The sequence below is a fragment of the Micromonospora sp. NBC_01412 genome, assembly GCF_045040215.1.
GTDB classification, from domain to species: Bacteria; Actinomycetota; Actinomycetes; order Mycobacteriales; family Micromonosporaceae; genus Micromonospora; species Micromonospora rubida.
Genome location: NZ_CP109528.1, coordinates 3,590,563 through 3,603,623, shown reverse-complemented (window position 1 = coordinate 3,603,623; position 13,061 = coordinate 3,590,563). Strand labels below are relative to the sequence as shown.

Genomic DNA, 13,061 nt, shown 5'->3' with positions numbered 1-13,061 from the left:
AGGGGCCGCGCCACATCGCACCGCCGGTGACAATCGCCCGCTCGGCTGTCGACCCTGGTTGTACAACCGCCGGTCGATGCCCGGCGCAGCGGGCGAGATTACGATCGGCAGATGCCCACCACGACGAGGTTGCCGCTGCTCAGGGCTGTGCCACCGGGGGTGTGGACGGCGCTGACCTGGTGTGTCGGGACGGCATACCCGATCGTCATGTCCATCCGGTTACCGGGCGAGGTACCCGTCAATCCGGTCCGGGATCCGTGGGACCGTTTTTTCGTCACCTCATGGTGGTACCTGGCCATCGCCACCGCCCTGGCGCTGGGCGGCAGCGTCCTGCTGCGCCGCCGGCCGCTGCTGGCCGTCGCGCTGCTGCTGGCCGGGTCGGTCGCCGCGGCGATGGCGCTCAACTCGACCCGGATCGCGTTCCTGCAGTTCCTGGCGGCCGATGTGGCCCTGGGCTTCCTCGCGGCCGCCCAGGCCCGGCGGACCTCGATCGTGGCTACCGCCATGGCGCTGTCCGTGCTGGCCGGCCACGCGGCGGTGCGAGTGCTGCTCGGATACCCGATCGGCACCTCGACCCAGTTGACCGTCGCACTCAGCGCGATCATCGCCTGGCTGATCGGCAACTCGATTCGGCAGTCCCGCGACCATGCCGACCGGATGGCCACCCAGGCCACCGCTCAAGCGGTCACCGCCGAGCGCCTACGGATCTCCCGCGAGCTGCACGACAGCGTCGCGCACAACATGAGCATCATCGCCCTGCAGGCCGGCGCGGCCAGCCGGGTCATCGACACCCAACCCACTGCCGCCCGGTCCGCGATGACCGCCGTCGAGACCGCCAGCCGGCAGACGCTGTCGGAGCTGCGCCGGATGCTCGGCATCCTCCGCCACGCCGACGAGCCTCAGGACGCGCCGGCGTTCGATCCGCCGCCCGGCCTGGCCGACGTCGAGCGGCTGGCGGCGGCGACCGACGCCGCCGGCGTTCAGGTCCAGCTGCGGTGGCTGGGCGACCACCGGCCGCTGCCCACCGATATCGACATCTCCGCGTACCGCATCGTCCAGGAGTCGATCACCAACGTCGTACGCCACGCCGCCACCACCGCCTGCCGGGTAACCATCGACCAACGGGACGGCGAAATCGCCATCACCGTCGATGACGACGGGCGGGGTCACGGCCAGCGCCGAGGGACCGGCCACGGCATCGCCGGCATGCGCGAACGCGCCGAACTGCTGCACGGGCACTTCCACGCCGGCCCCCGCCCGGAGGGCGGCTTCCGCGTCACCGCCCGCCTACCGGTACTGGCGGCACACCGATGACCGTCCGCGTCGTTCTCGCCGACGACCAGCCCCTCGTGCGCACCGCCCTCAGGATGGTCATCGCCGACGCCGCCGACCTCGACGTCGCCGGCGAGGCCAGCACGGGTGCCGAAGCCGTCCAACTCGCCACCGACCTGCAACCCGACGTCGTTGTGATGGACATCCGCATGCCCGGCACCGACGGCATCGAAGCCACTCGGCTCCTCGCCACCGACCCGCGCACGGCGGCAGTCCGCGTCATCGTGCTGACCACCTTCGACCACGACGAGCACGTGTACGCCGCCCTGCGTGCCGGCGCGTCCGGATTCCTCGTCAAGGACATGGCCCTCGACGACATCCTCGACGCGATCCGCGTCGTCGCCGCCGGCGACGCCCTCATCGCGCCCAGCGTCACCCGCCGCCTGATTCAACACCTCGTCGAACGCCCCGAACCCACCCCTCACCGGCTCCCGATGATCGACGGGATCACCGGCCGGGAACGCGAGCTGCTGACCCTCGTCGGACGTGGCCTGTCGAACACCGAGATCGCGGCCGAGATGTTCATCAGCGTCACCACCGTCAAGACCTACGTCACCCGGCTGCTCGCCAAGTTGAACGCCCGCGACCGGGTGAACCTGGTCATCATCGCGTACGAAGCGGGGCTGGTGGCACCCCGTACCTGACGATCAAGAGTGGTAAGAAAGTCGGCGTTCGGCGACAAGTACTGGTGTGACACCACCACCTGGAGGAACAGTGCCCGGAGGACGGCTGTGGACCGGCAACGCCTCACCGACTTGTTCCGGCACCACGGCGACGCCATCTACGCCTACGCCACGGACCGGTTGGGCGGTGAGGATGCCCAAGATCTCGTGGCCGAGGTGTTCATCGTGGCGTGGCGTCGCTACGTCATCGACGGTGAACAGTTCAAGAACGCACCTGAGACCTGCGGCTCCGTTGAGATGCTGGTCGCTCCTGCTGGCAACTGACGTACTCCGCTGTCGCGCCAGGCCCCACACGCCGCTGCGCCCCAGGGTGATGCGCCTGACTGTCGCCTTTCAGGCGACCGCCCGGGCAGGAAGTCGAATGCCGTGCAGGTACGGTCCTGTTTGTGTTCGACACTCCACAACGTTCGATCGCCGGTCGGTACCGGCTTGTCAGTCCCCTCGGGCAGGGCGGCATGGGACGGGTCTGGCTGGCCCGCGACGAGACGCTGCGCCGGGATGTGGCGATCAAGGAATTGGTGCCGCCACCGGGTCTGACGGACGACGAGCGACGGGAGATGCGCGAACGGTCCATGCGCGAGGCGCGGGCGATCGCGCGGCTCGACCAGACCAATGTGGTACGGATCTTCGACGTGCTGCATGCCGACGGCGAGCCATGGATCGTGATGGAGTTCGTCCCATCCCGGTCGCTTCAGGCGGTGCTGACCGAGAACGGCCCGCTGGCCACAGCCCAGGTGGCGCGGATCGGCCTGGCCCTGCTCGCCGCGCTGCGCGCCGCCCACCGGGCCGAACTGCTGCACCGGGATATCAAGCCGGCGAACGTGCTGCTCGCCGATGACGGCCGGGTGGTGCTGACCGACTTCGGGCTGGCCACCGCACCTGACGACCCGAGCGTGACCCGAACCGGGATCGTGCTCGGTTCGCCCTCGTACCTCGCGCCGGAGCGGCTCACCGACGGCGTGGCCGGCCCTGCGGCCGACCTGTGGTCGCTCGGCGCGACGCTCTACGCCGCCGTGGAGGGGAGGCCACCGTACTCGCGGTCGTCGGCGCTCGCGACGTTGACCGCCATCGCGACCGATCCGCCGACGCCGCCGCAGCGCGCGGGCGCGCTGACCCCGGCGTTGGAAGGTCTGCTGCGCAAGGACCCGAGCCTGCGGATCGACGCCGAGGAAGCCGAGCGGCTCCTGCGTCAGGCGGTCACCGAGCAACCCTCCCCGGCACCCGCGCAGGCGTCGGCGAGCACGACGCCGACGGCCACGGCCATGGCGGTGGAAGCGGCGCCGCAGGAAGAGCCGGCCCCGAAACCGTCCGTCACCACGGCCGAGCCAGCCCGGACACCGATCGCCACCAAGACCGCCACCGCCGCCACGAAGCGAAACCGCTGGCTGATCGCCGCCGTCGTGGCCGTGGGCCTTGTCGGCGCCGTCGCGGTTCAACCGCTCATCAGCAACGCCCTGGCCAACGACGCCAAGCACGATCCGGCGCTCGGCACGTCGGTGTCACCGACCCACCCGCCGATGGCCGGATGGCACTACTACACCCAGGATCCCGGCTTCTCGGTACCGGTCCCGGACGGCTGGCAGCAGCTCCGCGACGGCACGCGCGTCGAGTTCCACCAACTGGACAGCCGTCGCGTGCTGGCCATCGATGCCCTCGGCGTACCGAAGGCCGATCTCTTGGCGGACGCCCGGGCCGCAGAGGCGGCGGACCGCGAGACCGGAAGGTATCCGGACTACAAACCGGTTCACCTCCACAAGGTGAGCTACCGGGCGCGGGCGGTGGACCGCGAATGGACCTACGTCGACGCCGGCGGGAGGCGGATGCACGCCCTCAGCCGCACCTTCATCGCCGAGAACGGCCAGGCATACGCGATCGACTGGACCACACCGGACGACGCCTGGACGTCCGGGCAGGACACTCTCTCACTGATCCTGGGGAGCTTCCGCGCGTTGCAGGCCCTGGCATCACCGGGCGGAGCATCGGCGTCTCCCAGACCGAGCAGGGGCGTTTCGCCCTCCCCTCGCGCCAGCGTCACCCCGACCGGGTCACCGAAGCCCGCCAAGAGCAGCACGCTGGCAAAGCCCCGGTTCACCAACCGGGCCATCATCAACAACGGCAGCGGCACGTGCATCGACGTACCGGACAGCTCCCCGACCACAACTGCTGAAATCCAGATGTGGGACTGCCACGGCGCCGCCGGGGAGCAATTCACCCTCGCCGCAGACCGCACGCTTCGGGTGGTGGGCAAGTGCCTTGAGGTCAGGGGCACCAGCAACGGCTCAACCCTCCGAATCGCCACCTGCACGGGCAGCGCGAAGCAGCGTTTCGACCTGAACAGCGCGGGCGACCTGGTCAACCTCGGCACGGTCCCGGCCAGATGCCTCGACGTGCCCGGCGGCGACCCCACCAACGGTGTCTGGCTCAAACTCTGGGACTGCAACGGCAGCGAAAATCAGAAGTGGCACGTCGGCTAGAGCCTGTGTCGAGGTCGGCCTGCCTCGGTTCGGCTCGGCGCTGTCGGCTCGGCGTGGTGAGAGCGGGGTGGGGTTCGCCGGGGCCGGCCCGCTCCGGGCGTTCAGGCTTGCTCCCTGCGCGGGCGGGGCCCTGGCGTGGTCTAGGTCCGTACGAGCGGACGCGATCGCGCTGGGCCGCGGAACAAGGTCGTGCTCGATCAGGGAAAGTGTGGCCTCGTTACGAGTAGGAGGCCACACTTTCCCTGATCGAGCACGACCTTGCACGCCTGGCCGATCAACGACGGTTCCCAGGACGCCGCCCGGCCCCGGAACGCTCCGGAACTGGCAGATCTCCGCTGATCGTCAGGGCAGCGGTCGGTTCCGGTTGGTAGCGCACACGCTTGCCTGCCGCCGAAGACGTGGCCGTGCGTCTCCCGCTTTCGACACGCCCTGGGGCGTGTCGAATTCGGCGTCGGCGTAACCGCTCAGCGTCGCCCCACCTGCCAGGCCTTCATGCACCCCGCCGGGGCCCTGCACGACGCAAGCCCCATCGGGATCCTGCACGACGCAAGCCACGCCGGGGTCCTGCACGACGCAAGCCACGCCGGGGTCCTGCACGACGCAAGCCACGCCGGGGTCCTGCACGGCGCAGGCCCCATCGGGTCACCAGTGGCCGGCACGCCGCATTGGCGCGTGTGCCCTGCTTGTCGGCCGGCCGCCACGGCGAGAGCGGGGAGTGGCTAATCACAGAGGGCTGCCGGCACCGCCGACAGGGCCTTGACGCAGGCGTTCGTGATCGGGGCGAGGCCGGTGGCCCTGCTCGCCGTAAGCAGGGCCGAGCCAGGTGAGCTGGTGCTCTCCCTCGACAGGGCCGGGCGCTTCCCTGCCTCCCGCCTCCGCCTCACCTCGCCCCCGTCAGGGGCGGCTTTCCATGATCGTCTGCTGATTCTGGAGAACTCGCCCGGCGTGTCGTCTCACAAATCAGCAGACGATCAAGGTGCGACGCCCACAGCACCCCGAAGGGTGGAAACTCCCGCTAGAAGAGGTGGCCGATGGTGCGGATGATCTCGGCGTAGAAGTTGCCCTCGATGCTGCGGAACAGGGCGAACCCCTCGCCAGGGCTGCCGAAGAACGGGCGGAGCGTCCAGGCGAGCTGGGTGCCGACGAAGCCGAAGAGCAGGATCCACACGTACAGCAGGGTCATGCTGGCCGGACGCTCTGCCGCCGGCCGCCGGACCGGACGCTCCGGCCATTGCCGGTACTGAGCCGGCGGATACCCGAAGGGAATCGGCCCCGCCCCGGCGGGTGCGACCTGGCCCGGCGCGAACTGGCCCGGCGCGACCTGGCCCGATGCGACCTGGCCCGGCACGAACTGGACGGGCGCGACCTGGCCGGGCACGACCTGGACGGGCGCGGCGGGAATGTGGTCGCCGGCCGGCGCGGGCTGCACGGCGGACTCGGCTGCGGCACCGTCCGCGCCGACCGCGACCGGCACGGGGACGGGGACGGGCGCGGCGACGGCCTGGACGGGCGCGGGCGCGACGGGCGCGACGGAGGCGGGGGCCGGGGCAGGGGCCGGGGCCGGGGCCGGGGCAAGCAGGCCATGGTCGTTGAGCACCTGCATGCCGCCGGTCAGGAAGCGCAGCCCGACCACCGCGCTCAGCGTCAGGATGGCGACGTTGAGCAGCTTGAAGAAGCCGTAGTCGGGCGCGGTGATCAGGAAGAAGAGACTGATCGGCGCGAACGCCACAGCCAGCATCGAGGTGACGGTGATCGCCACCATCACCAGCGCCAGCGACTGTCGCACCGACAGCCGGGCCCCGAAGACCAGGTTGAACAGGTAGAGCGTGGGCAGGCAGATGGCGAGGGTGACCAGGAACAGCAGCGGCAGCTTGACCGCCGAGGTCAGCGCCATCAGCACGCTGTGGAACGCGCCGAGCACCGCGCCGTAGCAGGCGAGGGCGATGCCGGAGCCGGCCAGCATCCGCATGGTGAGGCCGGTGAGGTCCCGGTCGTCCACGATCTGCTGCCAGATGCCCTGCCGGTCGCGCAGGATGCGCTCGATGACGAGCGGGCCGGGACGGTCAGCCGACACTGGCGGACCCCTTTCTCACACCGTGCTCTGTAGACGAAGTCCGCTGACCGTAGGGCACCGACCTATCCGCCCGCCACCCCGTCCGGCGGTCAGCGCCAGCCCACGTCGATCCGGTCGCCCCGCTCGTCGAAGAAGTGCAGCGCGTCCATGCGCACCGAGACGGCCAGCGGGTGGCCGGCGGAGACCGCCGGGTACGGCGCGAGCCGGACCCCAAGCTCCGCCGGGCGGCGGTGGTGCCGGCCTTGGTCGCTGAGCACGCTGGCCCGGTTGCCCCCGACGGTCTCGTCGGGAGTCGGTCCCGGCGCGGCACCCCGGCCGGTGAGCCGCTGCATGACCTGCCCGAGCCGGCGCCGGCCGCGCTGGCCGCCGTCGGCGTCCTCGGGCCGGCTGCCCATCTCGTCCACCACGATGGCGGTGGCACCGATGTCGAGGAAGGCCAGCGACTCGTGGCCGTGGTGCTCCAGGTAGCGGATCCGGCCCCGGAGCACGTCGCCCGGGGCGTCCGGGGCGACCGGGGTGAGCGCCTCGGCCCGCATCCCGACGACGATCCGCTCGCCGTGGTAGTGCGCGACGGCCCGGCTGCGGATGTCGGTCCAGGGCAGGTAGAGCGACTGCTCGCCGATTCTCAGCGCGACGTACCGGTCGAGGTGGACGTAGACCGACGCCTCCAGCAGGTTCATCCGGGGGCTGCCGAGGAACGCGGCCACGTAGAGGGTGGCCGGGCGGCCGTACACCTGGGTGGGGGTGCCTACGTCCTGGAGCACGCCCTTGCGCATGATGGCCACCCGGTCGGCCATGGTCAGGGCCTCGGCCTGGTCGTGGGTGACGTAGATGGTGGTGACGCCCAGCTCACGGGTCAGGCTGGAGATCTCCGCCCGCAGCTCCGCCCGCAGCCCGCTGTCGAGGTTGGACAGCGGCTCGTCCATCAGGAAGAGCCCTGGCCGGCGGACGATGGCCCGGCCCATCGCGACCCGCTGGCGCTGCCCGCCGGAGAGCTGGCTGGGCCTGCGGCCCAGCACGTCGCCGATGCCCAGCGCGCTGGCCACGTCGGCGACCCGCTCGTCGCGCGGCGAGGGGTCGACCCCGGCCAGCCGCAGCGGGAAGGCGATGTTCTCCCCCACCGTCATGTGCGGGTAGAGGGCGAAGTCCTGGAACACCATGGCGATCTTCCGGTCCCGGGGCTGCACGTCGTTCGCCAGCTCACCGTCGAGCAGGACCGCCCCGGAACTCGGGTCCTCCAGCCCGGCCACCATCCGCAGCACGGTGGACTTCCCGCACCCGGACGGCCCGAGCAGGACCATGAACTCACCGTCGTTGACATCCAGGTTGATCTTGTCGACGGCGACCGTCCCGTCCGCGAAGACCTTGGTCACATCCTTGAGCGCGACGGTTGTCACCGTCTCCTCCCCCAGTTCGTCGGCCGAACCCCGAATGAATGTGACCAGGATCATCGAGTCCGCACATCGGGTAAACGTGCCATGTTCGGCTCGTGACAGGCCTATTACATGGGCCAGCAGATTCAGCCCGGTTCGCCGAGGAAAACCCGGCGGACGACCCGCTCGGCGGCGTGGCCGTCGTCCAGGGCGCAGAACCGGGCCCGGAACCGCTTCCGGGCCGCGGCCGCGGCGGGAGCGTCGACCGCGCCGGAGCGGAACAGGTCGAGCAGGCCGGGGAAGCTGGTGGTCACGGCGCCGGGCGGCTCGGCGAGCAGGTCCAGGTAGACGCCCCGGGCCAGCCGGTACGCCGTCCAGTCCGGCGCGTACACGACGATCGGCCGGTCCAGCACGGCGTAGTCGAACATCGCCGACGAGTAGTCGGTGACCAGCACGTCGGCGGCGAGGTAGAGGTCCTCGACCCGGTCGTGGCCGCTGACGTCCCGGATCCGGGCGCCACCCGGGCCGAGGACCGGCCCGGCCGACCCCGACGGCCGGCGGTCCCGGTCGTGGAAGTAGTGGCTTCGGATCAGCAGCCGGCCGGCCGGGCCGAGCGCGTCGAGCAGCAGGTCCGGGTCGAACGGCGGGCGGTACCCGGGCAGGTGCTCGCGGTGGGTCGGCGCGTAGAGCACCACCCGGTCGCCGGGGGCGAGGCCGAGCCGGGCGCGCACCTCACGCACCTCGCCGGGGGTGGCGGTGGCCAGCCGGTCGTTGCGCGGGTACCCGACCTCCAGCGTGGTGTACGCGGCCGGGTACGCCCGCTCCCACATCTGGGTGGAGAAGCTGTTCGCGGAGACGCTGTAGTCCCACCGGTCCACCCGGCGGAGCAGCTTCGCGAAGTCCATACCCATCGCGCCGACCGGGTAGCGCTGCTGGTCCAGCCCCATCACCTTGACCGGGGTGCCGTGGTGGGTCTGCACATGCACCGAGCCGGGCCGCTTGCGCACGAAGTCGGGAAAGTTCACGTTGTTGATCAGCCAGGTGGCCCGGGCCAGCACCCGGTGGTACTCCCGGCTGCCGGCCACCACGAACTCCACCCCGACCGGGAGGGAGCCGGCCCGGTCCCGCCGGACCACCCACACCCCGCGTACCTGCGGGGCCAGCCGGCGGGCCGCCTCGTAGATCGCCGCCGGGTTGCAGGCGTACCCCCGGTACCAGTATGCCGCGTAGACGGCCAGCGTCGGGTCGAGCGGTCTGCACAGCTCGGCCCGGTAGTACTCGCGCAGCAGCGCGTCGCGGCCCCGCCGGGCGGCCCGGCGGGCCACCGGCCTCGCCCGGCGGACCTGCCGGCGGGCGGCCTCCCGGGTGTGGTTGGCCGCCCGCAGGGCGCTGAACGTCCGCCACCGGCCGGCGGCGGCCAGCCGGTGCTTGAGCCCCTCCACCCCCTCCGGCACCGGATGACCCCCGGGCGGTCGGAAGCGGGCGTGGTCGGCGGTGATCTGGGCGAAGAAGGCGGGCCGCAGCTCGGGAGCGATCCGCTCGCCGTTGCCGAGCACGGTCAGGTAGTGCCAGATCATCCGCTCGAAGACCGCCGGACGCAGGTCGTCCACGGCCGACGCCCACAGGTCCATCAGCCGGAACACCCGGTGCCACTGGACGAACACCTCGAAGTGCCGGTCCCCCCGGGTCCGGGTGATCGCGCCGGTCCGGCGCTGCCGGTAGTTGACGCAGACCCGGTCCAGCACCCCGATCCGCTCGGCGGCCATCAGCACCGGGAAGCTGAACGGCACGTCCTCGTACCAGCCGGGCTCGAAGCGCAGCCCGAGGTCGACCAGGAACTCCCGGCGGACCAGCCGGTTCCACGCGGTGTGCAGCAGCCGCAGCGTCTCCGGCCGCTCACGCAGCCGGAAGGTGGCCGGTCCGGGCGGCTCGGGGAAGACCTCCCGCATCGCGCTGCGGGTGGGCCGGTTGTCCCAGCGCACCCGGACGTGGTCGACGACCAGCACGTCCGGGCGGGTGGCCCGGAGCCGGGCGGCCACCTCGGCCAGGCAGTCCGGGGCCAGCCAGTCGTCGCCGTCGACGAACCACACGTACTCGCCGCCGGCCAGGTCCAGCCCGGTGTTGCGGGCCGGACCCAGGCCGACGTTCTCGGCCAGCCGGACGGCGCGGACCCGGTGGTCCCGGGCCGCGTAGTCGGCCAGGATGTCACCGCTGCCGTCCGGCGAGTGGTCGTCGACGCCGATCACCTCGACGTCGTCGAACGGCTGGCCGAGGATCGAGTCGAGGCACTCGCTCAGGTACGCCTGCACCCGGTAGGCCGGTACGACGAAGCTGATCAGCGCCATCGGCCGGCCCCCCACGTCAGCCCGGCTGGCGGACACCTCCGCGCGCCGGGACGCCCGCGGCCCGCCGGGCGCGGGCGGGCAGGACCACCCAGGCCAGAACCACGCTCCCGACGAAAACCATGAACAGGTACGCACCGAGTGTAACCATCACAACAGCCGCGAATCCGACGATCGCCGCGATGGCCAGCAGCACCGAGCGACCCTCCCAGCCCAGCGTCCACGGGTGCAGCGGCGGGGCCGCCTGCCGCTTCTCCAGCCGGGCCGTGAGGTCGTAGTGGTGCAGGGTGAGCACGAAGACGTACCCGAAGACCACCCACGCCGGCACCCCGGCGACCACGCCGACCGCGACGGCGAACACGTACTCGCCGGCCCGCAGCGCGGCCGGGACCAGCCAGTCCAGCGGGCCGTTGTGCGCCGCCCCGGCCCCCAGGCCGGCGACCAGCAGCACCAACAGGGCCGCCGGCACCGCCCAGCGCAGTCCGGCCGGGTCGCCGTCCCCACCCGCCCGGAGCAGGGCCGCGACCAGCAGCGCCGCCGGGCCGAGGACGCCGATCACCGCCAGCGTCAGCGGGCCCACCGGGCGCAGCGCCGGGAACCGGGCCGCGAGCGGGCCGTCGTCGCGGTGCAGGGTGGCGTCGACCGTGTCCAGCACCGGCACCCGCATCCAGCGGGCCCGCAGGGTGCGCAGCGCACCCGTGTACGCGAACGCCAGCACCCCCCAGGTCAGCACCACGACCAGGCTGACCAGCGGATCGAACAGCGCGACGGTCAGCGCGATCAGCGCCCACCGCTCCCCGATCGGGAACACCACCGTCCGCTTCAGCCAGTACGACAGCGACCCCGTGTCGGCCTGCACCCGGGTCGACGCGGCGTTCAGCTTGTCACCGATCCCACCGCCGCCCACGCCGGCGGTTTTCGGCCGGCGGGCCGCCTCGTCGTGCAGCACCCCGTACCACGTGTCGGTCATGTGCCGGACGGTCTGCAACGTCATCGCGGCGATGGCCAGCGCCCAGCCGTACCGGTAGCCGGCGGCCGTCGCCCCGTAGCCGAGGCCGGCGTAGACCACGTACTCCTTGGCCCGGTCGGCCATGGTGTCCAGCCAGCCACCCCACGCGCTGAAGTGCCGGGTGTAGCGGGCGAGCTGCCCGTCCACACAGTCCAGCATGAAGCCGAGGTACAGCAGCACCGCGCCGGTGACCAGCGCGGGCCGGCCGCCGACGCCGAACAGCACCGCCGCGGCCACCGCGAACAGCACGGAGATGGCGGTGACCCCGGTGGGGGTCAGGCGCAGCCGCGCACACGCCTTCGTGACGTACGGGGACCAGGTGCTGACGAAGTACGTGGTGAAGAAGTCGTCCTTCTCCTTCACCGACAGCCGCAGCTCGGCCTTGTCCTCGTCGACCGCGCCGAGGGCCGCCTCGGCGGCGGCCAGCCCGGCCGGGTCGGCGACCCGGTGGGCGACGAGCAGGCGTACCCGGTGGGCGAAGGTCAGCGTGCCGAGCGCGGTGAGGCCGGCGAACAACCGGTCCACCGCGGGCCCTGCCGGGTCGGGCCCGAGGGCTGCGCCGGCCGGCGATCCGCCGCTGTCGGCGGCCCGGGCGGCGGCGGCCAGCGCCGGCAGGTCGTCCAGCCCCACCCGCAGCGCCCCGCCGAACGCCCCGGTCGCACCGCCGTCGAGCTGCCCGTCCACGGCGGCGTCGACCACCTGGCCGCGCTCCTCGCGCACCACGGCCCGGCCGGGGGCCGGCGGGTCGGTGAGCACCAGGGCCACCGTCGGCCCGACCGGGCTGGTGGCCAGGTGCCGCAGTACGGCGGTGTGCGCCACCAGGTCCGCCCCGCTGACGATCACCGGCCCCGTCGCGGCGTCGGCGAGGGCAGCCAGCTCGGCCAGGTCGGCGGCGTGCCGCACCTGACTCGCCCCGGCCCGGCGCCACTGGTCGGCCAGCCGGTCGGCGAGCGTCGCCCCGGCGCGTGTCGGCAGGCCCGCGGCCGGCGAACCGGCGGCGAGCACGATCGTGAGCGTCACCGCGGAACCGCGGCGTGATACGCGTCCAGCGCCTCGGCGATCGTCCCGTCGACGATCAGCCGCCCGGCGTCGAGATACAGCCCTCGACGGCAGAACCGGGTCAGATCCTTTTCGTTGTGTGACACCAGCACCAGTGTGCGTCCCTCCCCCAGCAATCGGTCGATCGTCGCATAACACTTCTCGCGGAACTCCGCGTCCCCGACCGCGGTCACCTCGTCCATGAGCAGGATCGGGTGCGGCAGGTGCGAGATGATGGCGAAACCGAGCCGCACCTTCATCCCCGAGGAGTAGTGCCGCACCGCCGCGTCGATGGCCCGTTCCACCTGCTCACCGGCGAAGGAGACGATCTCGTCGAAGTGTTCGCGCAGGTAGCCCGACGACAGCCCGTGCAGCCCGCCGACGAGGTACAGGTTCTCCCGCCCGGTCAGGTCGTTGGAGAAGCCGGCGGACAGCTCCAGCAGCGGCGCCACGTCGCCACGGACCCGGATCCGGCCCTCGTCGGGGATCAGCACCCCGGCGATCAGCCGCAGCAGGGTGCTCTTGCCGGTGCCGTTGCGGCCGACCACCCCGACCGTCTCGCCGGCCGCGACGGAGAACGACACGTCCCGCAGCGGCCAGAACCGGCCGGCGTCGGCGGACCGGCCGCCCGGTCGGATGAAGAACTCCCGCAGCCGGAGCTGCCGCCGCCGGTTGCGGACGAACCGGATGCCGAGGTCGTCCGCCTCGATGATCGGTTCCGCCATCACAGCTCCCT

Annotated in this window: 9 protein-coding genes and 1 pseudogene; 5 read left to right on the top strand and 5 right to left on the bottom strand. The window is 72.1% G+C overall.

Annotation, left to right across the window (positions count from 1 at the left end):
• The first annotated feature begins 111 nt into the window (after positions 1-111).
• From OG617_RS16620 to OG617_RS16600, 5 genes and pseudogenes are all read left to right on the top strand, one after another.
• The gene (locus OG617_RS16620; RefSeq protein ID WP_405102789.1) at positions 112-1,314 is read left to right on the top strand and encodes a sensor histidine kinase; all 1,203 of its coding nucleotides are present in this window, start codon (positions 112-114) and stop codon (positions 1,312-1,314) included.
• A complete protein-coding gene (locus OG617_RS16615) occupies positions 1,311-1,976 on the top strand; it encodes a response regulator transcription factor (RefSeq protein ID WP_161689184.1) in 666 nt (221 codons plus the stop codon). The genes OG617_RS16620 and OG617_RS16615 overlap by 4 nt, the downstream gene beginning before the upstream one ends.
• Before the next feature lie 87 nt (positions 1,977-2,063).
• Entirely contained in the window at positions 2,064-2,279 is a 216-nt protein-coding gene (locus OG617_RS16610) for an RNA polymerase sigma factor (protein WP_235966255.1), read from the top strand.
• A 191-nt stretch (positions 2,280-2,470) separates the two neighbouring features.
• Positions 2,471-3,371, top strand: a pseudogene (locus OG617_RS16605) (serine/threonine-protein kinase); the annotation flags it as partial.
• Positions 3,278-4,489, top strand: a complete 1,212-nt coding sequence (locus OG617_RS16600) for an RICIN domain-containing protein (RefSeq protein WP_405102786.1) — start codon at positions 3,278-3,280, stop codon at positions 4,487-4,489. The pseudogene OG617_RS16605 and the gene OG617_RS16600, both read left to right, overlap by 94 nt.
• Before the next feature lie 1,015 nt (positions 4,490-5,504).
• Here the strand turns inward: OG617_RS16600 and OG617_RS16595 are convergent.
• The 5 genes from OG617_RS16595 to OG617_RS16575 form a co-directional block, all read right to left on the bottom strand.
• The gene (locus tag OG617_RS16595; protein ID WP_405102784.1) at positions 5,505-6,563 is read right to left on the bottom strand and encodes a hypothetical protein; all 1,059 of its coding nucleotides are present in this window, start codon (positions 6,561-6,563) and stop codon (positions 5,505-5,507) included.
• An 89-nt stretch (positions 6,564-6,652) separates the two neighbouring features.
• Positions 6,653-7,960, bottom strand: coding sequence for an ABC transporter ATP-binding protein (locus OG617_RS16590; protein ID WP_405102782.1), 1,308 nt, complete (start codon positions 7,958-7,960; stop codon positions 6,653-6,655).
• A gap of 122 nt (positions 7,961-8,082) precedes the next feature.
• The gene (locus tag OG617_RS16585; protein ID WP_405102780.1) at positions 8,083-10,281 is read right to left on the bottom strand and encodes a CDP-glycerol glycerophosphotransferase family protein; all 2,199 of its coding nucleotides are present in this window, start codon (positions 10,279-10,281) and stop codon (positions 8,083-8,085) included.
• A gap of 16 nt (positions 10,282-10,297) precedes the next feature.
• Positions 10,298-12,307: a DUF5941 domain-containing protein gene (locus tag OG617_RS16580; protein ID WP_405102778.1), complete on the bottom strand. Its 2,010-nt coding sequence runs from the start codon at positions 12,305-12,307 to the stop codon at positions 10,298-10,300.
• Positions 12,304-13,050, bottom strand: coding sequence for an ABC transporter ATP-binding protein (locus OG617_RS16575; protein WP_405102776.1), 747 nt, complete (start codon positions 13,048-13,050; stop codon positions 12,304-12,306). Before OG617_RS16575 ends, OG617_RS16580 begins: the two co-directional genes overlap by 4 nt.
• Between the last annotated feature and the right edge of the window lie 11 nt (positions 13,051-13,061).

Excerpts from the sequence above, each read along its gene's own strand:
- OG617_RS16600 (WP_405102786.1), top strand. The coding sequence starts at position 3,278 with ATGGCGGTGGAAGCGGCGCCGCAGGAAGAGCCGGCCCCGAAACCGTCC.
- OG617_RS16615 (WP_161689184.1), top strand. The coding sequence starts at position 1,311 with ATGACCGTCCGCGTCGTTCTCGCCGACGACCAGCCCCTCGTGCGCACC.
- OG617_RS16575 (WP_405102776.1), bottom strand. The coding sequence starts at position 13,050 with ATGGCGGAACCGATCATCGAGGCGGACGACCTCGGCATCCGGTTCGTC.
- OG617_RS16585 (WP_405102780.1), bottom strand. The coding sequence starts at position 10,281 with ATGGCGCTGATCAGCTTCGTCGTACCGGCCTACCGGGTGCAGGCGTAC.
- OG617_RS16620 (WP_405102789.1), top strand. The coding sequence starts at position 112 with ATGCCCACCACGACGAGGTTGCCGCTGCTCAGGGCTGTGCCACCGGGG.